22 protein-coding genes and 2 pseudogenes are annotated in these 24638 nt (G+C 73.5%); 14 read left to right on the top strand and 10 right to left on the bottom strand.

Annotated elements, in window-relative coordinates; all coding sequences use genetic code 11:
• Positions 1 to 276: 276 nt before the first annotated feature.
• The 3 genes from ABD198_RS16985 (at position 277) to ABD198_RS16975 (ending at position 3575) form a co-directional block, all read left to right on the top strand.
• Positions 277 to 1065: a hypothetical protein gene (locus tag ABD198_RS16985; RefSeq protein ID WP_344002021.1), complete on the top strand. Its 789-nt coding sequence runs from the start codon at positions 277 to 279 to the stop codon at positions 1063 to 1065.
• Positions 1066 to 1242: 177 nt separating this feature from the next.
• Positions 1243 to 2487, top strand: coding sequence for an aminotransferase class I/II-fold pyridoxal phosphate-dependent enzyme (locus ABD198_RS16980; RefSeq protein WP_344002018.1), 1245 nt, complete (start codon positions 1243 to 1245; stop codon positions 2485 to 2487).
• Positions 2484 to 3575 (top strand): MBL fold metallo-hydrolase, encoded by a 1092-nt coding sequence (locus tag ABD198_RS16975; protein ID WP_344002015.1) that lies wholly within the window; start codon positions 2484 to 2486, stop codon positions 3573 to 3575. The genes ABD198_RS16980 and ABD198_RS16975 overlap by 4 nt, the downstream gene beginning before the upstream one ends.
• Before the next feature lie 28 nt (positions 3576 to 3603).
• Here the strand turns inward: ABD198_RS16975 and ABD198_RS16970 are convergent, their stop codons facing one another.
• The gene (locus ABD198_RS16970) at positions 3604 to 4251 is read right to left on the bottom strand and encodes a DedA family protein (protein WP_425580493.1); all 648 of its coding nucleotides are present in this window, start codon (positions 4249 to 4251) and stop codon (positions 3604 to 3606) included.
• A 17-nt stretch (positions 4252 to 4268) separates the two neighbouring features.
• Positions 4269 to 5042, bottom strand: a complete 774-nt coding sequence (locus ABD198_RS16965; protein ID WP_344002012.1) for an MBL fold metallo-hydrolase — start codon at positions 5040 to 5042, stop codon at positions 4269 to 4271.
• Positions 5043 to 5124: 82 nt separating this feature from the next.
• Here ABD198_RS16965 and ABD198_RS16960 point away from each other — a divergent pair, with 82 nt between their 5' ends.
• The 6 genes and pseudogenes from ABD198_RS16960 (at position 5125) to dnaK (ending at position 11743) form a co-directional block, all read left to right on the top strand.
• Positions 5125 to 5526 (top strand): hypothetical protein, encoded by a 402-nt coding sequence (locus tag ABD198_RS16960; protein ID WP_344002009.1) that lies wholly within the window; start codon positions 5125 to 5127, stop codon positions 5524 to 5526.
• A 373-nt stretch (positions 5527 to 5899) separates the two neighbouring features.
• Complete coding sequence (locus ABD198_RS16955; protein ID WP_425580492.1) at positions 5900 to 8008, top strand: phage holin family protein; 2109 nt, start codon at positions 5900 to 5902, stop codon at positions 8006 to 8008.
• Position 8009: 1 nt separating this feature from the next.
• Positions 8010 to 8372 (top strand): annotated as a pseudogene (locus tag ABD198_RS16950) (DUF2201 family putative metallopeptidase); the annotation flags it as partial.
• Positions 8373 to 8473: 101 nt separating this feature from the next.
• Positions 8474 to 8902, top strand: coding sequence for an OsmC family protein (locus ABD198_RS16945; RefSeq protein ID WP_344002004.1), 429 nt, complete (start codon positions 8474 to 8476; stop codon positions 8900 to 8902).
• 76 nt (positions 8903 to 8978) lie between these two features.
• A complete protein-coding gene (locus ABD198_RS16940; protein WP_344002002.1) occupies positions 8979 to 9755 on the top strand; it encodes a glycerophosphodiester phosphodiesterase family protein in 777 nt (258 codons plus the stop codon).
• An 86-nt stretch (positions 9756 to 9841) separates the two neighbouring features.
• Positions 9842 to 11743, top strand: coding sequence for a molecular chaperone DnaK (gene dnaK, locus ABD198_RS16935; protein ID WP_344001999.1), 1902 nt, complete (start codon positions 9842 to 9844; stop codon positions 11741 to 11743).
• A gap of 95 nt (positions 11744 to 11838) precedes the next feature.
• On the opposite strand, the gene ABD198_RS16930 is transcribed toward dnaK, so the two are convergent.
• The gene (locus tag ABD198_RS16930; RefSeq protein ID WP_344001996.1) at positions 11839 to 12654 is read right to left on the bottom strand and encodes an SAM-dependent methyltransferase; all 816 of its coding nucleotides are present in this window, start codon (positions 12652 to 12654) and stop codon (positions 11839 to 11841) included.
• Positions 12655 to 12769: 115 nt separating this feature from the next.
• Positions 12770 to 13633 (bottom strand): helix-turn-helix domain-containing protein, encoded by an 864-nt coding sequence (locus tag ABD198_RS16925; protein WP_344001993.1) that lies wholly within the window; start codon positions 13631 to 13633, stop codon positions 12770 to 12772.
• Positions 13634 to 13943: 310 nt separating this feature from the next.
• Between ABD198_RS16925 and ABD198_RS16920 the strand changes: the two genes are divergently transcribed.
• On the top strand, positions 13944 to 14369 hold the full coding sequence (locus tag ABD198_RS16920; RefSeq protein ID WP_344001991.1) for a hypothetical protein: 426 nt from the start codon (positions 13944 to 13946) through the stop codon (positions 14367 to 14369).
• Positions 14370 to 14479: 110 nt separating this feature from the next.
• On the opposite strand, the pseudogene ABD198_RS16915 reads toward ABD198_RS16920, so the two are convergent.
• Positions 14480 to 14746 (bottom strand): annotated as a pseudogene (locus ABD198_RS16915) (helix-turn-helix domain-containing protein); the annotation flags it as partial.
• Positions 14747 to 14998: 252 nt separating this feature from the next.
• Here ABD198_RS16915 and ABD198_RS16910 point away from each other — a divergent pair.
• From ABD198_RS16910 to ABD198_RS16900, 3 genes are all read left to right on the top strand, one after another.
• Entirely contained in the window at positions 14999 to 15304 is a 306-nt protein-coding gene (locus ABD198_RS16910) for a 4a-hydroxytetrahydrobiopterin dehydratase (RefSeq protein WP_344001988.1), read from the top strand.
• Positions 15305 to 15309: 5 nt separating this feature from the next.
• On the top strand, positions 15310 to 16080 hold the full coding sequence (locus ABD198_RS16905; protein WP_344001984.1) for a class I SAM-dependent methyltransferase: 771 nt from the start codon (positions 15310 to 15312) through the stop codon (positions 16078 to 16080).
• Between the two features lie 109 nt (positions 16081 to 16189).
• The gene (locus ABD198_RS16900) at positions 16190 to 17098 is read left to right on the top strand and encodes a class I SAM-dependent methyltransferase (protein ID WP_344001981.1); all 909 of its coding nucleotides are present in this window, start codon (positions 16190 to 16192) and stop codon (positions 17096 to 17098) included.
• A gap of 109 nt (positions 17099 to 17207) precedes the next feature.
• Here the strand turns inward: ABD198_RS16900 and ABD198_RS16895 are convergent, their stop codons facing one another.
• From ABD198_RS16895 to ABD198_RS16885, 3 genes are all read right to left on the bottom strand, one after another.
• Positions 17208 to 18041 carry an aldo/keto reductase gene (locus ABD198_RS16895; protein WP_344001978.1) on the bottom strand — a complete coding sequence of 278 codons (834 nt, stop codon included), beginning with the start codon at positions 18039 to 18041 and terminating at the stop codon, positions 17208 to 17210.
• Between the two features lie 165 nt (positions 18042 to 18206).
• Positions 18207 to 20033 carry an AMP-dependent synthetase/ligase gene (locus ABD198_RS16890; protein WP_344001975.1) on the bottom strand — a complete coding sequence of 609 codons (1827 nt, stop codon included), beginning with the start codon at positions 20031 to 20033 and terminating at the stop codon, positions 18207 to 18209.
• A gap of 250 nt (positions 20034 to 20283) precedes the next feature.
• Complete coding sequence (locus tag ABD198_RS16885; protein WP_344001972.1) at positions 20284 to 21156, bottom strand: LysR substrate-binding domain-containing protein; 873 nt, start codon at positions 21154 to 21156, stop codon at positions 20284 to 20286.
• A gap of 167 nt (positions 21157 to 21323) precedes the next feature.
• Here ABD198_RS16885 and ABD198_RS16880 point away from each other — a divergent pair, with 167 nt between their 5' ends.
• Positions 21324 to 22430 carry a bile acid:sodium symporter family protein gene (locus tag ABD198_RS16880; RefSeq protein WP_344001969.1) on the top strand — a complete coding sequence of 369 codons (1107 nt, stop codon included), beginning with the start codon at positions 21324 to 21326 and terminating at the stop codon, positions 22428 to 22430.
• Here the strand turns inward: ABD198_RS16880 and ABD198_RS16875 are convergent.
• Together ABD198_RS16875 and fdhD are read right to left on the bottom strand one after the other, a co-directional pair.
• Positions 22366 to 23601 carry a DUF4185 domain-containing protein gene (locus tag ABD198_RS16875; protein WP_344001966.1) on the bottom strand — a complete coding sequence of 412 codons (1236 nt, stop codon included), beginning with the start codon at positions 23599 to 23601 and terminating at the stop codon, positions 22366 to 22368. The two genes, ABD198_RS16880 and ABD198_RS16875, sit on opposite strands and share 65 nt — an antisense overlap.
• Before the next feature lie 136 nt (positions 23602 to 23737).
• On the bottom strand, positions 23738 to 24619 hold the full coding sequence (gene fdhD / locus ABD198_RS16870; protein WP_344001963.1) for a formate dehydrogenase accessory sulfurtransferase FdhD: 882 nt from the start codon (positions 24617 to 24619) through the stop codon (positions 23738 to 23740).
• Positions 24620 to 24638: the final 19 nt, after the last annotated feature.

The raw sequence follows: 24638 nt of genomic DNA, 5'->3' as shown, positions 1-24638 counted from the left end.
GAGGTCTGGCGCCCAGGAAGCGGCCGGCCGCGACGCGCCGGCCGGCCTGCGCCTGAGACCGGACCCCGCGCTCCGAGCCGGGAACCCCGCGCTCGGGCTGGGAACCCCCCCGCCCCGGCCCTCGATCAACCGGACCCCGCGCCTCGTACGGCGCGGGGTTCACTCTGTCGGGGTGCCGACACGGGCGGCGCGGCGGGACGCGGGCTGTGATGGGTGTGTGGCCCGCCCGCCGGAAGACGGCGTGCCCCTCACCCGTCGCTCGAAGGAGCCCGCAGCATGCGCCGCACCGTACGCGCCCTGTCCCTCGCCGCCGCAGCCGGCACCGCTCTCGGCGTGCTCGCACCGGTCGCGTCCGCGAGCCCGTTCGCGCCGCCGGAACGAGACGCCGCCCCCTCCGCCACCTGCCCCCCGCAGCAGGGGCACCAGTCGTGGCAGGGGCAGAGCGGCAGTGCCGAGGAGAAGGAAGCCGAGGACAAGAAGGGCCAGAAGGAGCAGAAGGACCAGAAGGAGCAGAAGAAGGCTAAGGACGCGGAGGCCGGGCTCGAGGCCGAGCTGGACAGCCTGGAGACGGAGATCCTCGACGCGGAGGAGGAGCTGTCAGCCCAGGAGCACGACACGCTCATCCCCGACGACACCGACGACACCGACGACAGCGACGACACGGACGACGCCGACGACAGCGGCGGCACATCGGCGGACGAGACCGTGCCGCAGAGCGGCGGAGCCGCCGGCCTGCTGTCCGAGGAACCGGACACTCCGGCCACCGACGAATCCCTGGCAGCCGATGAGCCCCTGGCAGCCGACGACCCCCTGGCGGCCGAGGACGCCACCCGGCTCTGGGAGAGCGGGGCGGGCAAGCCCACCGCCAAGCCGTCCGCGAGCCACGGCAAGGACCCGGACTGCGACAGGCCCCGGGCCCCGGGCGGCGTCCACGCCGGCGACGGCGGTTCCCTCACCGACTCCGTGCCCGCCCTCGCCGCGGGCGGGCTGCTGATCGCGGGCGCGTTCGGCGCCGCCGCGCACCGGCTCCTCGGTCGGCGCAAGGACCCCGGCCGCCACAGGTGAGCGTCCCCGGCCGGGCCCGCCGGTGAGGCGCCGTTCCCCGCCCGGGACGGCCGTGCCGTGCGGCACGCGACCCGTGGCGGGGCCCATGCCTCCGGGGCACCGTGGGTACGTAAGACGCCTGGGGCACCCCACCGGGCCCCGGCATCACGACAGGCCAGTCACTGCGCGGAGGCACCGATGCGGACCGACCCGGAAGGCCATGGACCGGTCCGTTTCGGACCTGCCGTCCCCGACGACGGGCTGCCCGTGCTGCCCGAACTCGCCGGGGTCCTCGCCGCCGCCGCGTCCCGCCCGGCCGCGGAACCCGTCGGCGGCGGCCCCGCCCTGCTGGAGGCCGCCCGCGGCTACTGGGAGCGGCGGGGACTGCCCGACGGGACCGACCGCATCGCCGTCGCCCCCGGCGCCCCCGCGCTGCTGGTCGCCCTGACCGCGGCCATCGGCGGCGACGTCCTGGTGCCCCGGCCCTGCCCCGCCTGGTGGGCGCCCTACGCCCGGCTGCTCGGCAGACCCGCCTTCCATGTGCCGACACCGGCCGGCAGCGGGGGCGTGCCCGACGCGTACGCGCTGCTCGAGACCGTGCGGCGGGTACGGGCGGAGGGCGGCGACCCGCGGCTGCTGGTGCTGTCCGTCGCCGACGACCCCACCGCCACCGTCACCGCCCCCGAACTGCTGCACGAGACATTGGAGGCCGCGGTCGGCGAGGGACTGCACCCGGTCAGCGACGAGACCTGGCGCGACACCGTGCACGCCCCGCACGACACGGTGCTGCTCAGCCCCGCCGAGATGCTGCCCGGGCAGGTCACCGTCGTCACCGACCTCTCCGGCGCCCTGCTGCCGCCCGGCTGGCCCGCCGCGATCGCCCGTTTCCCGGCCGGCGAGGAGGCGGCCGCGCTGCACGCCCGGGTGCTGGACGCGCTCACCGCGCTCGACGCCCGGGTGGCCGCACCGGTCGCCGCCGCGGCCGGATACGCGCTGACCGAACCCGAGCCGGTCGCCCGGCGCGTCGCCGACTCCGTGCGCCTGCACGCCCTGGTGGCCGGCGCGGCGCACGACGTCATCGCCGCCGCCGGAGCCCTCGTCCCGCCCCCGCAGTGCGGCCGCCACCTCTACGTCGACCTCACGCCGCTGGCACCCGCGCTGACCGCCCGCGGCATCGGCGACGCCCAGGAACTGGAGGACTTCCTCACCGCCCGGATGGGCATGCCCGCGCCGGGCGGCCACCGCTTCGGCGACGACCTCGAGGCCCCGCGCGTGCGCCTCGGCACCGCCCCCCTGCTGGGCGACACCACCGAGCTCCGCGCGGAATCTCTCGGCGCGCCCGCACCGTTGGAACTGCCGCATGTACAACGCGCGTTGAAGCGCGTGCAGTCGGTCTTCGACGAACTTCGTGACGACGCTCAGCGATGGGAGCCTCCTCGATGACGCAGCAGTCCGAGCCGACAACCACCACCCGCACCACCACGCCGGAAACCGGCCGGCCGGCCCCCCGCTCCCCGAAGCCGGCCTCTCCCGTGTCACCGTCCCCCGTCGCGTCCCCGTACCCGCCGCTCGCGGAACCCCGCCCGCTCGCCGAACGGCGCGTGTGGCCGCGCACCTTCCACGACCGGCTCACCGCCCCGCTGCCCGGCCTGAAGGCCTTCGCCCGCTTCGCCCGTGAGGGCGCCGTACGACCCGGCCCGGAGGGGCTGGCCGACATCCGCCGGCTGCCCTACGAGCCGGGACCGCTGCCCCGCGTCGATGCCCGCGGCCTCGCCGTCACCTGGGCCGGTCACGCCAGCTGGGTGCTGCAGATCGGCGGGCTCACCGTCCTCACCGACCCGGTGTGGTCCCGCCGCATCCTCGGCACCCCGGCCCGCATGACTCCGGTCGGGGTCGCCTGGGAGGCGCTGCCCCGGATCGACGCGGTCGTGATCAGCCACAACCACTACGACCACCTGGACGCCCCCACTCTGCGCCGGCTGCCCCGCGACACGCCGGTGTTCGTGCCGGCCGGCCTCGCCCGCTGGTTCCACCGCCGCCGCTTCACCACCGTCACCGAGCTGGACTGGTGGGAGGCCGCCGAACTGCGGGGCGTGCGTTTCGACTTCGTCCCGGCGCACCACTGGTCCAAGCGCACCCTCACCGACACCTGCCGCTCCCTGTGGGGCGGCTGGGTGATCACCGCACCGGACGGCCCCCGCGTCCACTTCGCCGGCGACACCGGCTACGGCCACTGGTTCTCCCGCATCGGCCGCCGCTACCCGGGAATCGACCTCGCCCTGCTGCCCATCGGCGCCTACGACCCCCGCTGGTGGCTCAAGGACGTCCACTGCGACCCGGAGGAGGCGGTGCGCGCCTTTCAGGACCTGGGCGCCCGGCACATGGCCCCCATGCACTGGGGCACCTTCATCCTCTCCGCCGAGCCCGTCCTGGAGCCCCTGACCCGTGTCCGTGCGGCGTGGGCGGCCGCGGGCCTGCCCCGCGACCACCTGTGGGACCTGCCGGTGGGAGCCTCGCGCGTCCTGGAGTGACCACCGGGGCCGCGGGGCGGCCGGCCCTTCAGCGGTGCCGCAGCCGGCGCCACACGCCCGGCGCCGTGCTGATCAGCAGCGTCAGCGCCACCGCGGCCACCACGCCCTCCCACGGCTCGGGGAACAGGGAACCGCCGAGCACGCCGATCAGCTGATACGCCGCCGTCCAGGCGAGACAGGCGGGCAGATTGCCGCGGACGAAACGGCGCAGCGGCCACTCGGCGACCAGACAGGCCAGCATCACGGGGAGGCGGCCGGCCGGCACCAGCCGGGACAGCACCAGCACCGTCACCCCGTGATCGGCCAGCCTCGCCTGCGCCTGGGCCAGCCGGTCCTCCGGCGCACGCGCCCGGATCGCCTCCAGCCAGCGCGAGCCGTTCCGCGACCCCATCCCGCGCCGCCCCAGCCAGTACAGCGTCACATCCCCGAGGAACGCGGCCAGCGACGCCGTGACGAACACCAGCACCATCGAGAACGGCGCCATCCGATGCACCGCCACCACGGCCGCCGAACTCACCAGCGCACCCGTCGGGATCACCGGCACCAAAGCCCCGATCAGCACCAGCAGGAACAGCGACGGATAGCCGATCGCCTGCTGGGTCGCCTCGGGCGCCTCGGTCGCCGGCGCGGCGGCCAGCACGGCAGCGGCGGGCCACGGCGCACCGGCCGCCGGCAGCAGGGCGGCGGGCAGAATCACCGAGTGACCTCCAGGCGCACGCTCTCGCCGTGCCGCAGCCGGTGCACCACGGCCCCGGGAGCGTGCCGGGCCGCCAGCCGCGCGAACTCGTCGCCCGGCGCGTGGAACTCGTGCGGGCGCACGGCATCCATCCCGATCGGCCAGTACGTGCCGTAGTGCACCGGCACCGCGCGGGACGCGCCCAGCAGCGCCAGCGCCTCGGCGGCCCGCCGCGCGTCCAGATGCCCGTCTCCGAGGTACGGCCCCCAGCCGCCCACCGGCAGCAGCGCCACGTCGACCGGCCCGACCTCCTTGGCCATCGTGTCGAACAGGCCCGTGTCACCCGCGAAGTAGGTGCGCGCCTCGCCCTCCACGACATAGCCGAGGGCGGGGGAGCGGTGCGGGCCCAGCGGCAGCCGCCGCCCGTCGTGCCGGGCCGGAACCGCCCGCACCACGACACGCCCGACCTGTGTCACATCGCCCGGCGCCACCTCGCTCACGCGCAGATGCGTCAGCCGGCGCAGTCCCGGCACCGCACGGGACGCACCCCGGGGCACGAGCAGGCGCGTGCCCGGCGCGAGCCGGGCCAGGGAGGCCAGATGGAGATGGTCGGCGTGCAGGTGGGAGACGAGTGCGACGTCCGCGTAGCGCGCGTCGGGCGGAGGGAGTGCGCCGCGCCTGCGCCGCAGGTGCGCCAGCCGGCGTGCGAACAGGGGGTCGGTCAGGACACGGGTGTGCGAATCCTCGACCGTGCACGTGGCGTGACCCCACCAGGTGATCTCCACCGGCACCTCTTCGCCTCCTTCGTGCGACTCCCCGAAGCGTACGGGCAGGAGTAGGGTCGGCGGCGAAAACCGGAGGTGAGGGGGCGCCATGGGGCCGGTGCGGGTGACGGCGATCGCGAGTCTGACGCCGCTGGAGGAACTGGACGCCGACCCCTTCCTGGTGGACTCCCGCAGCCAGCACGCCATGTGCGCCCGCTGGGCCGCCGAACGCGGCTATGTCGTCACCCGGGAGCTTCTCGTGCGCGGGCTGCGCCCCGACCACGGGGCCCTGTGGGAGGGGGTGCGGCCGGGCACCGATCTGTTCGTCGCGCCCAGTCGGCGGGTGCTGGAGAGCGCCCTGTCGTCGGTGGAGGAGTTCACCGCGGAGTGCGCCCGGCGCGGGGTCCGCGTGGAGACGGTGGGCCGCGCCGAACCCTGCTACGACGCCGCGATGAAGGCCCGCGTGCACCGGCGGCTGTCCATGCCGACGGCGAGATACGACGGCTGCTGAGCCGCGCCCGCCTCCGGGAGGGTGAGCAGGGGCAGGGGGACTCAGGGGACCAGGCGGACGCAGGGGGAGAGCAAGGGGAGAGTAGGGGACTCGGGGGAGAGCAAGGGGAGAGCACGGGACTCGGGGGAGATCAAGGGGAGTCGGGGGAGACCAAGGAAGGCTCAGGAAGGTTCAGGGGACCGGGGGTGCGTCAGGGGTGCGTGGGGGACGGATCAGGGTCCTCTCCGGGACGCAGCCGGGGACGCGGGGGCACGTCCGGCCGTTGTGACAAGGTGAATGGGGACCGGCCAGGACGAATCGGGTGGGGAGGTGTTCCGGCGTGGACCGCGGGCGGTGGCGGCGGATCGCCAGTCAGACCGGGCGGAGCATCGCCGTGTGGGCGGTGTCCACACTCACCATGCTGGTGCTCGCCGGGATCCTGCCCGACTTCCGGCTGCGCTCGGCGGACGGGGACAGCGCCACCGACATCGCGGTCACCGCCGCGCTCGGCGCGGGCGCCTTCGGTCTGCTGTCCGCGCTGGTGTGGCCGCTGCTGGTGCGCCTGCTGCTGCTCGTGCCGGCGCTGGTCCTCGGCCTGCTGGTGTTCTTCCTCAACGGCGCCCTGCTGTGGGTCGCGCTGTGGGTCAACCCGGTCGAACGCGGCTCCGCCGCACCGCAGACCGCGGTGGTGGTCGCCGCCGTGATGTCCGCGGTCGCCTCGGCCACCGGCGCCGCCCTGGCCGTCCGCGACGACGACGCCTACCGGCGCCGCCTGTACCGGCTCGCCCACCGAAGACGCCGCACCGGGCCGCCCTGCCCGTCCACCCCCGGCACCCTCTTCCTGCAGCTCGACGGCGTCGGCTACGACGTGCTGCTGGACGCCGTCGGCAAGGGCCTGATGCCCACCGTCGCCCGCTGGCTCGGCAGGGACGACGGCAGAGGAGACGGCAAGAGCGCCGGCCGAGGAGACGGCAAGCGCGACGACGGAGGGGGCGCCGGCGAGGGTGGCCAGGGCGCGGCGCGCGGCCGCAGGGCCACGCACCGGCTCACCTGCTGGCGCACCGACTGGTCCAGCCAGACCGGCGCCAGCCAGCTCGGCATCCTGCACGGCAGCAACTTCGACGTGCCCGCCTTCCGCTGGTACGAGAAGGCGCGCCGCGAGGTGATGGTCTGCAACCGCCCCACCAGCGCCGCCGAGCTCCAGGCCCGCGCCATCGAGCGCACCGGACACGCCGGGCTGCTCGCCGGCGACGGCGCCAGCCGCGGCAACCTGTTCAGCGGCGGCGCGGAGGAGCAGGCGCTGGTGCTGTCCATCGCCACCCGCCGGCGCGGCCCGCTCAACCGCTCCCGGGCCGGCTACTTCGCCTACTTCTCCGACCCCGCCAACGCCGTCCGCACCGCGCTGTCCTTCGTCGCCGAGGCGGGCCGCGAGATCGGCCAGTCCACCCGCGCCCGGTTCACCAAGCAGCGCCCGTGCGTGTCCCGCGGCGGCCTGTATCCGTTCGTGCGGGCCTTCGCCACCGTCGTGGAACGGGACGTGGTCGTCGCCGCCGTGATGGGCGACCTGCTGGCCGGCCGGACCGCCGTCTACGCCGACCTGGTCGCCTACGACGAGGTGGCCCACCACTCGGGCCCGACCAGCCGCGACGCCGAGAAGGTCCTGCAGCGCCTCGACCGGGCCCTCGCCCTGATCGAGAAGGTCGCCGAGCACGCCCCGCGCCCGTACCGGATCGTGGTGCTCTCCGACCACGGGCAGAGCCCAGGCGAGACCTTCCGCTCCCGTTACGGCCTCACCCTGGGCGACCTGGTCAGGGCCGGCTGCGGCCTGCCGGTGCCGCGCCGGGCACGCCGCACCCGCAGCGGCGCCGAAGCCCGGGCGGCCGTGCGGGCGGCGCTGCGCAGGCCAGTGGAGGAGGGTGCCGAGCATTACCGCCCCGCGCGCGGTTCGGAACCCGTCGTGCTGGCCTCCGGCAACCTGGGCCTGATCTCCTTCCCGGACGTGCCGCACCGGATGACCAAGGAGGATATCGACGCCCGGCACCCCGCACTGCTGCCCACCCTCGCCAACCACCCCGGCATCGGCTTCCTGCTGGTGCGCAGCGAACGGCACGGCGGCGTCGTCCTCGGGGCGCACGGCGCCGAGATCCCGCTCGCCGAACTCGACGACAACCCCGGCCCGCTCGCCCCGTTCGGCCCCGGCGCCGCCGATGCCGTACGCCGCACCCACACCTTCCCGCACACCGCCGACATCATGGTCAACTCGGCCTACGACCCGGCCGACGGCGAGGTCCTCGCCTTCGAGGAGCAGATCGGCTCGCACGGCGGTCTCGGCGGCGCCCAGTCGCGCGCCTTCCTGCTGTCCCCGCTCGCGCTGTCCCCGCCCGTCGCCGAGGACGCCGAACTGGTCGGCGCGGAGCAGGTCCACCAGGTGCTGCGCCGCTGGCTGAACGAGTCCGGCTCGACGCGCGCCCCCGAGGAACCCCGCCGCCAGCGCGCGGCCTGACGCGGGCTCCATGGACCGCACCCTGCTCGGCAAGGTCCTCGGCGCCATCGCCTCCTACGCCGAGGCCCGGGACGTACCGGCCGCCCGGGTGGTGTTCTGCGACGCCGCCCCGCACGACGCCGGGTACCTGCCGGTCACCGAGATCGCCGGCCGGGTACGGGTGCACGGCCGCGGCGGCACCGTGCTGCAGCCCGGCATCGACCTGCTGCAGCGCGCCGAGGACTTCCCGCCCACCGCGCCGGTCCTGGTCATCACCGACGGCTACTGCGACGTCCTGCGGGTGCGGCGCGAGCACGCCTACCTGATCCCGCGCGGCGCACGGCTGCCGTTCACCGCGAAGGGGCCCGTCTTCCGGGTGAGCTGAGCCGGAGTGTGATCGGATGGGTGCGGGAACCCGCTGCGGCGGGACTCCCGGCCCCGGCACCGCCGGGACACACGGCAGGACATCTCGCGAAAGGAAGCGTCATGGCAGCCACGCGCTCCGCACACACCGTTTGGGAAGGCAACCTGTTCCAGGGCAGCGGGGTCGTCACCTTCGACTCCTCCGGCAGCATCGGCGACCAGCCGGTCACCTGGGCGTCGCGGGCCGAGGAGGCCAATGGGAAGACCAGTCCCGAGGAGCTGATCGCGGCCGCGCACTCCAGCTGCTACTCCATGGCCTTCTCCAACATCCTCGACAAGGCCGGCACCCCGCCCACCCGTCTGGTGACCTCCGCCGACGTCACCTTCGTACCGGGCGAGGGCATCACCGCCATCCACCTCACCGTCGAGGGCACCGTCCCCGGCATGGACGAGGCCGCGTTCCTCTCGGCCGCCGAGGAGGCCAAGGTCAACTGCCCGGTGAGCCAGGCGCTGACGGGCACCGACATCACCCTCACGGCGAAGCTCGCCTGACCCGCCCGACCTGCCGGACCCCGCAGACCGCCCCGCGCAGGGGCGGGCTGCGGCGCGCCCAGGGGAAGGAGTGGCCGTGCGGCCACCGGAAGCAGAGGCCCTGCGGCTGCGGCCGTCCTCCGGGCCCGCCGTCTCCGCCCACCAGGGCGGCTCCGAGCGCACCGCACCGGCGACCCGCGAGGCCTACGAGGACGCCGTCGCCGCCGGCGCCGACTACGCCGAGCTGGACGTCCGCCGCACCGCGGACGGGGTCTTCGTGGTCCACCACGACGCCCGCGTGTGCGGCGACGGGCCGCCGCTGTCCACGCTCACCCACGCGGAGCTGTGCGCCCGCGCCGGGCGGCCGGTACCGGTGGTGGAGGAGATCCTGCAGCTGATCGCCGGACGGCTCCTGGCCCACCTCGACCTCAAGGAGACCGGCCACGAGCGGGAGCTGATCGACCGCGCCGTCGCCCTGCTCGGCCCGGACGGATTCGTCGCCACCACCCTGGAGGACCGCTCCGTCGCCGCGATCACCGCAGCCTTCCCCGGCGTGCGCACCGGGCTCTCCCTCGGCCGCGACCGCAGGGACGTCCCCCGCGGCCGCCTCCTGGCCACCCGCCTCGGGCGAGCTGCGGCCCATGCGCCGGGTGCGCGCCTGCGGCGCCGACGGGATCGCCGTGCACCACCGGCGGCCCGGGCCGGCGTGCTGCGCGAGGCGGCCCGGCACGGGCTGTTCACCATGGTGTGGACGGTCAACGACGACCCCCTGATGCGCACCTTCCTCGCCGATCCCCGCGTGGACGTGCTGATCACCGACCGCCCCCGGCGCGCACTCCAGCTCCGCGCCCACACCCGCACACCCACAGGCTGACAAGAGTCCACTCAAGCTATTGACAACAGGCCGCTCAAGTTTTGGGCTGGAAGTCCAGAGATGTGCCCTGGCGGAAGGGGACGGCGATGGGACGCGCGGTCGGGATCGACCTGGGGACCACCAACTCGGTGGTCGCGGTGCTCGAGGGCGGCGAGCCCACCGTGATCGCCAACGCGGAGGGCGCCCGGACCACGCCCTCGGTGGTGGCGTTCGCCAAGAACGGCGAGGTGCTGGTGGGCGAGGTCGCCAAGCGGCAGGCCGTCACCAACGTCGAGCGCACCGCCCGCTCCGTCAAACGCCACATGGGCGATCGCGACTGGCGGTTCCCCGAGCACGGGGACATCGACGGCAAGCGGTACACCGCACAGGAGATCTCCGCCCGCGTTCTGCAGAAGCTCAAACGGGACGCCGAGTCCTACCTCGGCGAGGACGTCACCGACGCCGTGATCACCGTCCCGGCGTACTTCGACGACACCCAGCGGCAGGCCACCAAGGAGGCCGGAGAGATCGCCGGCCTGAACGTCCTGCGGATCATCAACGAACCCACCGCGGCCGCGCTCGCCTACGGCCTGGACAAGGAGAACGACCACACCGTCCTCGTCTTCGACCTCGGCGGCGGCACCTTCGACGTCTCCCTCCTCGACATCGGCGAGGGTGTCATCGAGGTCAAGGCCACCAACGGCGACACCCACCTCGGCGGCGACGACTGGGACCAGCGCGTCGTCGAGTACCTCGCCAAGCGCTTCAAGGGCGAGTACGGCATCGACCTCAACCAGGACAAGATGGCCGTGCAGCGCCTCCGCGAGGCCGCGGAGAAGGCCAAGATCGAACTGTCCTCCTCCTCCGAGACCACCATCAACCTGCCCTACATCACCGCCTCCGCCGAGGGCCCGCTGCACCTGGACGAGAAGCTCACCCGCGCCCAGTTCCAGGAACTCACCGAGGACCTCCTGGAACGCTGCAAGACGCCCTTCCACCAGGCGGTCAAGGACGCCGGGGTGAAGCTCTCCGCGATCGACCATGTCATCCTGGTCGGCGGCTCGACGCGCATGCCCGCCGTCACCGACCTGGTGCGCGAACTCACCGGCAAGGACCCGCACAAGGGCGTCAACCCCGACGAGGTCGTCGCCGTCGGCGCGGCCCTCCAGGCCGGCGTCATCCGCGGCGACGTCAAGGACGTCCTGCTGCTGGACGTCACCCCGCTGTCCCTCGGCATCGAGACCAAGGGCGGCATCATGACCAAGCTGATCGAGCGCAACACCACGATCCCCACCCGCCGTTCGGAGATCTTCACCACCGCCACCGACAACCAGCCCTCGGTCGGCATCCAGGTCTACCAGGGCGAACGCGAGATCGCCGCCTACAACAAGAAGCTCGGCGTCTTCGACCTCACCGGACTGCCGCCCGCCCCGCGCGGCGTCCCGCAGATCGAGGTGGCCTTCGACATCGACGCCAACGGCATCATGCACGTCTCCGCCAAGGACCTGGCCACCGGCCGCGAGCAGAAGATGACAGTCACCGGCGGCTCCGCGCTGCCCAAGGACGAGATCGACCGCATGATGCGGGACGCCGAGCAGTACGCCGAGGAGGACCGCAAGCGCCGCGAGGCCGCCGAGACCCGCAACCAGGCCGAGCAACTCGTCTACCAGACCGAGAAGTTCCTGCGCGAGAACGGCGACAAGGTCCCCGCCGACACCAAGTCCGAGGTCGAGAACGCCGTGTCCGAGCTCAGGCAGCAGCTCGAACAGCAAGGGGACACCGCAGCCCTGCGCGCCGCGGCCGACCGGCTGGCCGCCGTCAGCCAGAAGATGGGCCAGGCCATGTACGCGCAGGCCCAGCCGTCCTCCGCCGAGGGCGCCGGTCAGGGCGGCGCGGCGCAGGACGCGCCGCACGACGCGCCGCAGGACGAGGAGAGCGTCGTCGACGCGGAGATCGTCGACGACGACAACTCCGGCCAGAGCGAGGACCGCAAGGGCGGGGCGGCCTGAACGTCTCCTTCACGGCGGTCTGAACCACCCGGCTCAGAGCGGCGTAGGCCGCCCAGCTCGCACCGGCGCCGGCCGCCCGTCTCACGCCCCCGCGGTCACGGCTTGCGGGCCACCCCCGCGTACACCGGCACGATGCCCTCCGCCTGCGCGGCCACGTCCTCCGCCTCCGGGCGCCAGCCGTGCACCGGGATCACCCCCGGCCCCAGCAGCTCCAGGCCGGCGAAGAACCGCGAGAACTCGGCGAGCGAACGCGGATGGAACGGCGTACCGCTGCGCCGGAAGTGCTCCGCCGCCTGGCCGACCGCCTCCGGGCTCAGATCCGCCGTCACCTGGGACAGGATCAGATAGCTGCCGGGCGCGAGCGCGGCGACGTAACGCTCCAGCAGGCCGTACACGTCGTCGCCGCCGGGCGCGTCGTCCAGGTAGTGGGTCAGCGCGACCAGCGACAGCGCCACCGGGCGCCCGAAGTCCAGCGTCTTCTCCGCCTCGCCCAGCAGCCTGTCCGGGTCCCGCACGTCGGAGTGCACATACGCCGTGACGCCCTCCGGAGTGCCGTGCAGCAGGGCCTGGGCGTGCCGCAGCACGATCGGGTCGTTGTCCGCGTACACCACCCGCGACTCGGGCGCGACCCGCTGCGCCACCTGGTGCAGATTCGGCTCGGTGGGGATGCCGGTGCCGATGTCCAGGAACTGCCGTATCCCCGCCTCGGCGGCCGTTCTGGTCGCCCGGTGCATGAAACGGCGGTTGGCGCGTGCCCCGCGCACCACGGTGCCGTCCGCGGCGAGGATCCTGCGGGCGAGTTCCTCGTCCACCGGGTAGTTGTCCTTGCCGCCCAGCCACCAGTCGTAGACCCGGGCCGGGTGCGGGCGGCTGGTGTCGATCGGGGCGTTGATCGCGTCGGATCCGGTCACACGCTGTCCTCTCCTCGTTCCGTCCTGGTCATCGCATCGCTCTTCTCTCAAGACGCGCTCCAGCGCGCGGGGTTGCGCGAGTTGCGCGGGTTGCACGGATGCGGCTCCATACCGGTCAGTACCGGTCACGCCAGGCGCGCAGCAGCTCCCGGGTGCGCTCCGTGGACGCCGCCCGCGCCGTCATGTGGTCCAGCACCTCGAGATGCGCCGACACCTCGGTGCGGGAGTCCAGATACAGGGCGCCGGTCAGGTACTCGGTGAACACCATGTCGGGCAACTCCGGCTCGGCGAACCGGAACAGCGTGAACGGCGCGTAGGCCCCCGGATGCGGGCCGTCGGTGAACTCCGCGATCTGCACGGTGATCCGGTCCCGCTCGGAGTACCGCAGCAACTCGTCCAGCTGCTCGCGCATCACCCGGCCGTCGACGCTCACCGGGCGCCGCAGCACCGTCTCGTCCAGGACCACCCACAGATGCGGCGGGTCCGCCCGTTCCAGCAGCCGGCGGCGTTCCATGCGCAGCGCCACATGCCGCTCGACCGTCTCGTGGCCCTCCGCCCCGATCGTGCCGGCCTCCAGCACCGCCCGCGCGTAGTCCTCGGTCTGCAGCAGGCCCGGCACGAAGTGCGGCTCGTAGGAGCGGATGATCCGGGCGGCGCCCTCCAGGCTCACATACAGGCTGAACCAGTCGGGCAGCACATCGTGGAACCGCTGCCACCAGCCCGGCCGGTTGGCCTCCTCCACCAGCTCGATGAACGCGGTCGCCTCCGGCTCCGGCACCCCGTAGGCGGAGAGCAGGATCTGCACGTACGGGATCTTCAGCGCGACCTCGGCGGTCTCCATGCGCCGGACGGTCGCGGGCGCCACCCGCAGCACCCTGGCCGCCTCGTCCCGTCCGAGGCCCGCGGCCTCCCGCAGTTCCTGCAGCCGCCTGCCGAGCACCACCTGCCCCACGGTGGGTGCGGCCCGCCGCTCGCTCACACCCGGCCTCCCAACGCGCCGTGCTCCGCGATCAGTCTGTCACGCCGCCCCCACACTCTCACGCTGTGCGCACGGACCACCACGGACCCCTTGCACTGCGGTGCGACCGCCCCCGTCGCCGCTTCAGGGAGGTGCCCTCCGCGCGGCATCACTCCGGAGGCATCCGGGCGGCATTACTCCGGAGGTAATCGACGCCGGCCCCGCCCGCCGGGATCGTGGAGTCGGGCGGTCCCGGGGCGGCGCACTCCGCTCCGGGACCGCACCGCCCGCATCCCGCCGACCAACCGATCCCGACGGAGGGTGATTCGTCATGTCCGCGACCCAGCTCGCCGCGCTCGCCCGGACCACCGACCCGCAGGCCGTGCTGCGCCGCTTCCTCGCCCTCGACGCCGTCGTCACCGGCGCCAACGCGCTCGCCTACCTCGCGCTCTCCGGACCGCTCGGGCGCTTCCTCGGCGTGGACTCGACCCTGCTGCTCGGCCTCGGTGCGTTCCTCCTCGGCTACGCGGCCGGAGTCGGTCTGCTCGCCGCCCGCCCGCACCCGCCGGCCCTCGGCGTGCGGGCCGTCGTCGAGGCCAACCTCGCCTGGTCGGCGGTGAGTCTGGCCGCGCTCGCGCTGTGGCTCTCGCCGAGCACGGCCGGCGCGGTGTGGACCGTGCTCCAGGCGCTCGTCGTGGCCGGCTTCGCCCTGTTGCAGCACATGGCGCTGAAGGCACGGCCCTCCGACCGGGGCTGACTCAACTCAGCCAGTTCTGCAGGTACTTGGCCGTCGCCGGGTCGGCCGGGAGCAGCGTCTCCACGGCCAGCTCGGCGACGGTCACGTCCATGGGCATGTTGAAGGTGGAGAGTGTGCGGATACCGGGGCGCGTAACCGGCCGCCACCAGCAGCGCGTTGCGCTCCCGCACCGGCACGTCCAGATGCTCGGCGAGCCGCCGCACCATCTCCTCGCTGGGCCGGGAGCGCCCCGTCTCGATGAAGCTGATGTGCCGGGCGGAGGACCCCGCGCGCAGCGCCAGCTCCAGCTGGCTCACCCGCCGCTGCTCCCGCCAGGCACGCAGCAGCGGGCCCACACCCCCGGCCGCGGAGGCGGCGTCCGGCGTCGCACTGCTCATGCCGCCGACCGTAACCGAGAACCGGGCGCCACGGGCATCCGCACCCGCCGCCGCCACGGGCATCCGTACCCGCCGCCCGAGCACCCGCACTCCTGTGACAGCCCGCCGCCCGATCACCCGCACTCGTCCGGCAGCCCGCCGACCGGGAGCCGCAGACGGCATGCTGTGGCACGCTGAGTAACGAGCCCCCTTGCCCTCTGAGGCCTCCGAAGGACCGCTGAACCACCCCCCACCGGCGAAGGAGCGCACTCCATGCCCGTCGAACCGCTGTCGCACAAGGAGATCGAGGACCGGCTGGCCGAGCTGCCCGGCTGGTCGCTCGACGGAGACCGTCTCACCCGCTCCTACCGTCTCGGCTCGCACTTCGCGGCCACGGCGATGGTCGTCCACATCGCCCAGGTGCAGGAGGAACTCGGCCACCACTCCGACCTCACCCTCGGCTACAACACCGTGGCCCTGTCCGTGAACACCCACAGCGTGGGCGGCGCCGTCACGGAGAAGGACTTCGAGCTCGCCCGCAGGGTGGAGGACCTGGCCCCCGGCCACGGGGCACACTGAGACACGTGCTCGACTACGAGGAGGAGGCCCGGCACTACGACGACCTCCGCGGTGGCGAACCACGTGCGGCGGCCGCCGCCGACGCCGTGCTCGGACTGATCCCCGGGCAGGCCCGCACCCTGCTCGACGCGGCCTGCGGCACCGGGCTGGTCACCCGCCGCTTCGCCGCCGCCCGCCCCGGCCTGACCGTGACCGGCGTCGACCTCACCTCCGCCATGACCCGGCTGGCCGCCACCCGGCTGCCCGGCCGGGTCGTCCGCGCCGACACCCGCCGGCTGCCGTTCGCCGACGCACGCTTCGACGCCGTGGTCACCGTCTGGCTGCTGCATCTGCTGAACGGACCCGACGAGGTCGAGGCCGTCCTCGCCGAGTGCGCCCGGGTGCTGCGCCCCGGCGGCGTCTACGTCACCACCGTCGACAAGGCCGCCGCCCACAACGTCGGCAGCGACATCGACGCCGTCCTCGCCGCCCGCCCGCGCAGCCCCGTCCGCGACGCCGCCGCCGACGTCGAGGCCTGCGCCGCCCGCCACGGCCTGGTCCCGGCAGGCCAGGCGCGCTTCCGCGGCCACGGCCAGGGCCGCGCCGCCGGCCGCACCCTCGCCGACCTGCGCCGCGGCTGGTTCGTCACGATCCCGCCCGACAGCCCGCTCGCCGACCGCATGGCCTCCCGCCTGGCCGCACTCCCCGACCAGGACCGCCCCCGCCCCGACCCGGTCTTCACCCTCCGGGCCTTCCGCAAGCCCCCACCCCGCCCCACGCTCCCGCACCCACGATGACCCCCGACGCCCCCCACCCCCCGATTTTGCACAACCGGCAACTTCATTTGCCCCTCCCGGAGCGTCGGCGCACTCTGTCCGCACCCGAGCGGAGAGGCTGACTGACACCATGGCGCACCACCACCACGACCACGGCGACAAGCACACACCCCCGTCCGCGCACACGCACGACCACACGGACATCGACTGGGCCGAGATGGCCGACCACCTCGAATCACAGGCGGAACTGTTCACCCCGCTGTACGAGCGTGTCCTCGCCTGGCTGGCCAAGGAGGTCACCGAACCCGGACTCGTGGTGGACGCGGGCAGCGGCCCCGGCGTCATCTCCTGCCTGTTCGCCGACACCTTCCCCGGCGCACGCATCGTGGCCGTCGACGGCTCCGAACCGCTCCTGGAACGCGCCCGTGCCCGCGCCGCCGACCGGGGCGTGGCCGACCGCTTCTCCACCCTCACCGGCGAACTCCCCGGCGTCCTCGACGACTTGGAGTACCCCGCGGACCTCCTCTGGGCGAGCCGCAGCGTGCACCACCTCGGCGACCAGCAGGCCGCCCTCACCGCACTCGCCGCCCGGCTCGCCCCCGGCGGCACCCTGGCCGTGATGGAGGGCGGCCTGCCCACCCGCTTCCTCCCGCGCGACCTCGGCTTCGGCCACCCCGGCCTCCAGGCCCGCCTCGACGTGCTGCAGGAGGAGTGGTTCGCCCAGATGCGCGCCGACCTGCCCCGCTCGGTCGCCACCAGCGAGCACTGGCCGGCCCTGCTCACCGCCGCGGGCCTCCACCACACCCGCACCCGCTCCTTCCTCCTCGACCTCCCCGCCCCGGCCCCCGACCGCGCCCGCGCCTACGCCGTCGACATGCTCACCCGCGCCCGCGAGACCTTCGCCGACCGCCTCGACCCCGACGACCGCACCACCCTCGACCGCCTCCTCGACCCCGACGACAAGGCAAGCCTCCACCACCGCCCCGACGTCTTCCTCCTCACCGCCCACACCGTCCACACGGCGGTACGCCCCGTCTGACCGGAGGAGCACCCCCCGAGGACGAGCGGGCTGCGGTGGAGGAGTGCGGCGGCCTCGTGCGTCACGGAGGCCGCCCGCACTTCGTGCTGACGGTTATTCAGGACGCGCGTCAGGCCAGGTTGAACTGGGCCGGGTCCGGGCCCAGGCGGCGGTCCTCGTTGAGGGCGCTGATCGCGGCCAGGTCCTCGGCGTCCAGGCTGAAGTCGAAGACGTCGATGTTCTCCCGGATGCGGGACGGCGTCACCGACTTCGGGATGACGATGTTGCCGAGCTGGAGGTGCCAGCGCAGCACGATCTGGGCCGGGGTGCGGTTGTGCTTCTGCGCGATCGCCACGATCGCGGGGACCTCCAGCAGGCCCTTGCCCTGGCCCAGCGGAGACCAGGCCTCGGTGGCGATGCCCCGCTCCGCGTGGTACTCGCGGGCGGTGTGCTGCTGCAGATGCGGGTGCAGCTCGATCTGGTTGACCGCGGGGACCACCGAGGTCTCCGAGATCAGCCGCTCCAGGTGCTCGGGCAGGAAGTTCGACACGCCGATGGCGCGGACCCGCCCGTCGGCGAGCAGCTTCTCGAACGCCTTGTAGGTGTCGACGTACTTGTCCCGGGCCGGCGTCGGCCAGTGGATGAGGTACAGGTCCAGGTACTCGAGGCCCAGCTTGGACAGGGACGTGTCGAAGGCGCGCAGCGTGGTGTCGTACCCCTGGTCGGTGTTCCAGAGCTTGGTGGTGACGAACAGCTCCTCGCGCGGGATGTCCGACTTCGCGATGGCCCTGCCGGTGCCCTCCTCGTTCTCGTACGCGGCCGCCGTGTCGATGCTGCGGTAGCCGGCCTGAAGCGCCTGCGTGACGGCCGTCTCCGCCTCGTCGTCCGGCACCTGCCAGAGGCCGAAGCCGAGCTGGGGCATCTCGACGCCGTTGTTCAGGGTGATCGCGGGAACCTTGGTCACGGGCTTACGATCCTTCGTCTCGTCGACAGGAGTGGTTGTTGTGATACCTCCACCGTCAACGATCACGGCTCGTCGTGCATTCCTGATCGGCCGACTCGCGTCTGGTGCGGGACGTGACGTGCGTCCGGGACGGAAGGTGACAAGGCGTCGCGGACGGATCGCGGTTCACGTCCGGTACAGGGCCTCGACCTCTGCCGCGTAGGCCTTCTCGATCGCCTTGCGCTTCAGCTTCAGGGACGGCGTGAGCAGCCCGTGCTCCTCGGTGAACGGCTGCGCCAGGATGCGGAAGGTGCGGATCGACTCGGCCTGCGACACCAGCGTGTTGGCGGCGACCACCGCGCGCCGCACCTCGGTCTCCAGGTCCGGGTCGTTGACCAGCTGGGCCGGCGGCAGCTGGGGCTTGCCGCGCATCGCCAGCCAGTGCTCCACGGCCTCCGGGTCCAGGGTGACCAGCGCGGCGACGTACGGGCGGTCGTTGCCGACGACGATGCACTGGTTGACCAGCGGATGGTCGCGCACCCGCTCCTCCAGCAGCCCCGGCGCGACGCTCTTGCCGCCGGAGGTGACCAGGATCTCCTTCTTGCGGCCGGTGATGGTCAGATAGCCGTCCTCGTCGAGGGAGCCCAGGTCACCGGTGGCCAGCCAGCCGTCGTGCAGGGCCTCGTCGGTGGCCTTCGGGTTGTTCAGATAGCCCTGGAAAACGTTGGCACCGTGCAGCCAGATCTCCCCGTCGTCCGCGATGTGCACGGTGACGCCCGGAATGGGCGGGCCGACCGTGCCGTACCGGGTGCGCCCGGGCGGGTTGGCGGTGGCGGCGGCGGTGGACTCGGTCAGGCCGTAGCCCTCGTAGATCTGCACGCCCGCCCCGGCGAAGAACAGGCCGAGCCGCCGGTCCATCGCCGAGCCGCCGGACATGGCGTTGCGGATCCGCCCGCCCATCGCCGCGCGCACCTTGCTGTACACGAGCTTGTCGAAAAGCTGGTGCTGCATCCGCAGCCCGGCCGAGGGCCCCGGTCCGATGCCCCACGCCTTCGCCTCCACGGCGTCCGCGTACTTGATCGCCACCTCGACGGCCTTCTCGAACGGCCCGCCCTTGCCCTCGCGCTCCGCCTTGCGGCGGGCGGCGTTGAACACCTTCTCGAAGATGTACGGCACCGCCAGGATGAACGTCGGCCGGAACGCCGCCAGGTCCGGCAGCAGCGCGGCGGCGTTCAGCTGTGGCTGGTGCCCGAACTTGACCCGGCCGCGCATCGCCGCCACCTCCACCATCCGGCCGAACACGTGCGCGAGCGGCAGGAACAGCAGCGTCGACGCCTCGTCACCCTTCTTGGAGTGGAAGACCGGCTCCCAGCCCTCGATGACGGTCTCCGCCTCGTACATGAAGTTGCCGTGGGAGAGCACACAGCCCTTGGGGCGGCCCGTGGTGCCGGAGGTGTAGATGATCGTCGCCACCGAGTCGGGGGTGACGGCCCTGCGGTGCCGGTGCACGATCTCGTCGTCGATGTGCGCGCCCGCGTCGTACAGCTCCTGCACCGCGCCCGCGTCCAGCTGCCACAGCTGGCGCAGCTGCGGCAGCCGGTCGATGACCGTGGCGATGGTCATCGCGTGGTCCTCGTGCTCCACGATCGCGGCGGTGACCTCCGAGTCGTACAGCATCCAGAAGCACTGCTCCGCCGACGACGTCGGATACACCGGCACGACCTGCGCGCCGATCGTCCACAGGGCGAAGTCGAACAGCGTCCACTCGTAGCGCGTGCGCGACATGATCGCGACCCGGTCGCCGAAGCGCACCCCGCGGGCGATCAGCCCCTTGGCTAGGGCGAGCACCTCGTCACGGAACTCGGCGCTGGTCACATCCCGCCACTGCCCGGATTCGTCCTTGCGGCCGAGCGCGACGTGTGTCGGGTCCTCCTCGGCGTACTGGAAGACCATGTCGGCCAGTCCGCCCACGAGAGGTGCCGACGCAGGCGGAGGGTTCTCGAACTCGCGCAATCCCCGCTCCCCGTCTCAGCGCTTCCTTCTCCACGACCCCCCCCGCAGGCGGTGAAAGCTACCTCACACCGCACAGGGGCGGGAGGGGGTGCAAAATTGAGCCTGGCTCTTGTTCGCGCTGGTCAGCCCTGGAAAATGCGCTCACATGGGGAAGGGTCGGACAGATTCCTGACGGTTGAGTAAGTTTCGGTGCCGTAAATCTCCACCGAATCTGTACGACCGTGGATGCGGCGGACCGGGGGTACGTCACTCAGGACGGCCCGCCGCGCTGCAGCCGGTCGCCGCCCGCGAGGATCGCCTCCGCCAGTGCGCGGGCCGCCTCCCGCGCCGAGGGGCGGCCCCGGCCGTACGCCACCACGAAGTCGACCTCCCCCGGCTCGGGCAGCCCCGCCCGCTCCGGCACCCGCACCAGGCCCGGCGGCACCAGGCCCCGGGAGTGCACCATGACGCCCAGCCCCGCGCGGGCCGCCGCCAGCAGACCGTTCAGGCTGCCGCTGGTGCACACGATGCGCCACGGGCGGCCCTGCCGCTGAAGCGCCCGCAGCGCCAGCTCGCGGGTGATGCCCGGCGGCGGGTAGACGATCAGCGGCACGGGCCGGTCCGGGTCCAGGCGCAGCCCCGGCGCGCCGATCCACACCAGCTCGTCGTGCCACACCAGCTCCCCCTGCGGATCCTCCGGCCGCCGCTTGGCCAGCACCAGATCCAGCCGGCCCTCGGCCAGCCGCTGGTGCAGGATGCCCGACAGCTCGACCGTCAGCTCCAGATCGACCTCCGGGTGCTCGCGCCGGAACCGCTGCAGGATCTCCGGCAGCCTGGTCAGCACGAAGTCCTCCGAGGCGCCGAAGCGGAGCCGGCCGCGCAGCCGGGTGCCGCCGAAGAACTGCGCCGCCTGCTCGTGCACCTCCAGGATCCGCCGCGCGAAGCCCAGCATCGCCTCGCCGTCCTCGGTCAGCTCCACCGAGTGCGTATCCCGGGCGAACAGCTGCCGGCCCGTCGCGTCCTCCAGCCGCCGCACATGCTGGCTCACCGTCGACTGCCGCAGCCCCAGCCGCCGGGCGGCCTGCGTGAAGCTCAGCGTCTGCGCGACGGAGAGGAAGGTGCGCAGGTGCGTGGGGTCGTACATGGGGCCACGGTACGCCGCTCATCGCGATCCGCGATGGCAGTGAGAGCGGTGTACGGGTTTCCCGATCGCCCGCGGGACGATCACCATGGGGCGTGTACCCCCGAGAAGCGCCCGCGAGGGAACAGGGGCACGAGCAACCGCAACAGGAACTGAGCAAGTGGAGCACCGTGACGCGCCTGCGTCTGCCCAGCCGGATACGGACCCTGACCAGCCGGACACCGCTGGACCCGTACATCCTGCTCCTGCTCGCCACCGTTGGCCTCGCCGCGCTGCTGCCGGCCCGCGGCACCGGCGCGGAGATCGCCTCCGGTGCCTCCACGGCCGCCGTCGCCCTGCTGTTCTTCCTCTACGGCGCCCGGCTCTCCACCGGGGAGGCGCTCGACGGGCTGAAGCACTGGCGCCTGCATGTCACCGTGCTGGCCTGCACCTTCGTGGTCTTCCCGCTGCTCGGGCTGGCAGCCCGCGGGCTGGTCCCGTTCCTGCTGACCGAGCCGCTGTACCAGGGCCTGCTGTTCCTCACCCTGGTGCCGTCGACCATCCAGTCGTCGATCGCCTTCACCTCGATGGCCCGCGGCAATGTGCCCGCCGCGATCTGCGCGGGCTCCTTCTCCTCGCTCGCCGGCCTCGTCCTCACCCCGCTGCTGGCGGCGCTGCTGCTCGGCGGCAGCGGGGGCGGCGTCTCCGCCGACTCGGTGGTGAAGATCGTGGCGCAGCTGCTGGTGCCGTTCCTCGCCGGGCAGCTGCTGCGCCGCCGGCTCGGCTCCTTCCTCACCCGGCACCGCAGGGCGCTGGGCCTGGTCGACCGGGGCGCCATCCTGCTGGTCGTCTACACGGCGTTCAGCGCGGGCATAGTGCAGGGCATCTGGCACCAGGTCGGGGCCGCGCGGCTCGGCGCCCTGCTCGTCGTGGAGGCCGCGCTGCTCACCGTGATGCTGCTGCTGAGCTGGTACGGCGCCAAGGCGCTCGGCTTCGGGCGCGCGGACCGCATCGCGATCCAGTTCGCCGGCTCCAAGAAGTCGCTGGCGGCCGGGCTGCCCATGGCGAGCGTGCTGTTCGGGGCGCACGCCTCGATGGCGGTGCTGCCGCTGATGCTGTTCCACCAGATGCAGCTGATGGTCTGCGCGGTCATCGCCCGCCGCCGCTCGCACGATCCGGTACCGGAGGGAGAAGGCTGCGAGACCGGCTGCGAGACCGGCTCGGCCCCCGCGCTCACCGGTCCGCGCCGAGGCGGATCGTCACGAAGCGGGGCCGGTACAGCGACACGTTCCGGCTGAGCATCACCGCCGCGCCGGCCGGCTCCAGCCAGTTCACGTCGTAGCTGAGGACCAGGCGCCCGTCGCCGCTGAGCTCCGGATGCGTCTGCGGGTTGTAGGCGGCCGTGCCCTGCTGCGGCAGCGCGGGGGCGAACTCCGCGGACGGGCCGTGCCAGGGCCCGGTCGGCGAGCAGGCCCAGTACGAGGCCACCGTGGTCAGCCCCTTGGCGCCCGCGGCCATGGTGAACAGCACATAGGTGCCGTCGTCGGGCACCACCGAGAAGGCACTGCCCACGCCGGTGCGCCGGCCGTCGCCGAGCACCGGGCGCGGGCGGGCGCGGCTCTGCCAGGCAGAGCCGTTCCAGTACTCCCAGGCGGACGGGTCGGCCAGACGGCCCTCCGGCACCCGGGCCACATAGGCGTGCGAGGCGGGCCGGGCCGCGGGCCTGCCGTCGTCGCCGCCGAAGACGTACGTCCAGCCGTCCTCCTCGAGGAGGGTGGTGCCGAACAGCACCCGCCGCGAGAAGTCCGCCACCTGCTCCTGCCCGAGCACCTTCACGATCGACTCCACGCGCAGGTCCGGCAGGGAGAGCGTGGCGACCTCGGTGGCGGTCGGCACGCCGTACACCCACGGATCCTGCCCCGCCGTGCGCACCCACAGCAGGACCCGCACGACCTGGTCGTCGGAGCCGGGGGAGCGGGGCTCGACCCGGGCGGCGACCGGCCAGCGCCACTGGTCCGGCGCCGGATCGGGGAAGAGCGGGGCGGGCAGCGTGCCCTCGAGACGCCCGTCGCGCATCAGCACACCCGAGTTGCGCACCAGCGGGGCGGTGGTGTCGCGCCAGGCGTAGGCCTCGCCGACCGGGTTGGGCGGGCGGTGCACCCGGCCCAGGTAGGTGTCGGAGAACAGCCACAGCAGCCGGCCGTCGGGCAGCCGCACGGAGTGGGTGCCGTCGCCGCCGGTCCAGTCGTCGGCGCGGGCGGCGTCGTCGCCGTAGCGGGCGAACTCGCCGGTGAGGCGGTCGTCGGCGGTCCAGGAGGCGACCGTGCGCGGCGCGCAGTCCCCGTCGCCGTCCGGCCGCTCGTCGTCCTCGGGCAGCCCGCTGACCAGCACGGCACCGAGGATGAGGGCCAGCACCAGGCCGATCCCGGTCCCCGTCCGCTGTCGCACTCGGACCACGTCGTCGGGCACGCTCCGCGACGTTAGCGGGCGCACCGGCCCCGGTGAATGGGGCACCGGGTGCGCACGGTGCCCGAGGGGCCGTCAGACGTGTCCCAGCGGGCGTCGGGGGTGGCCGGCCCGAGGCGTCAGCCGCGGTCGGGAGGTGTCAGGGATGGCCGGCCTGAGGCCTCAGGTGCGTCAGGGGGCGGCCGGCCGGTGCGGGCAGGGCGATGCGGTGCTCGCCCGCGTAGATGTTCATGGAGGTGCCGCGCAGGAAGCCCACCAGGGTCATGCCGGTCTCCGCGGCCAGGTCGACGGCCAGGGACGACGGTGCGGAGACGGCAGCCAGGACCGGGATGCCCGCCATCACGGCCTTCTGCGCCAGCTCGAAGGAGGCCCGCCCGGAGACCATCAGCACCGTGCGGGACAGCGGCAGTTCCCCCGCCTGCAGCGCCCGGCCGACCAGCTTGTCGACCGCGTTGTGCCGGCCGACGTCCTCCCGCACGTCCAGCAGTTCGCCGTCCTCGCTGAACAGGGCCGCCGCATGCAGCCCGCCGGTCCGGTCGAAGACCCGCTGGGCCGCGCGCAGCCGCTCGGGCAGCCGGGCCAGCAGCTCGGTGGTCAGGCGCAGCGGGGGAGTGTCGGCGAGCGGCCAGCGGGCCGTGGTGCGGACCGCGTCCAGGCTCGCCTTGCCGCACAGGCCGCAGGAGGAGGTGGTGTAGACGTTGCGCTCCAGGGTGATGTCCGGGATGGTCACGCCCGGCGCGGTCTGCACGTCCACCACGTTGTAGGTGTTGGCGCCGTCGGCCGTCGCGCCCGCGCAGTACACGATGTTGCGCAGCTGGGACGCCGTGCCCAGCACGCCCTCGCTGACCAGGAAACCGGCGGCCAGCGCGAAGTCGTCGCCCGGCGTGCGCATGGTGATCGCCAGCGGCCTGCCGTTCAGCCGGATCTCCAGGGGTTCCTCGGCGACGAGTGTGTCCGGACGGCCGGTGACTGCTCCGTCCCGGACCCGGAGCACCTTGCGTCGTTGCGTCACTCGTCCCATGCAGTTCATTGTCCCCGAG

It is taken from the genome of Streptomyces thermocarboxydovorans, assembly GCF_039524635.1.
Lineage (GTDB): Bacteria > Actinomycetota > Actinomycetes > Streptomycetales > Streptomycetaceae > Streptomyces > Streptomyces thermocarboxydovorans.
The sequence above is the reverse complement of the archived record's forward strand: the minus strand, read 5'-3'. Positions and strand labels throughout refer to the sequence as shown.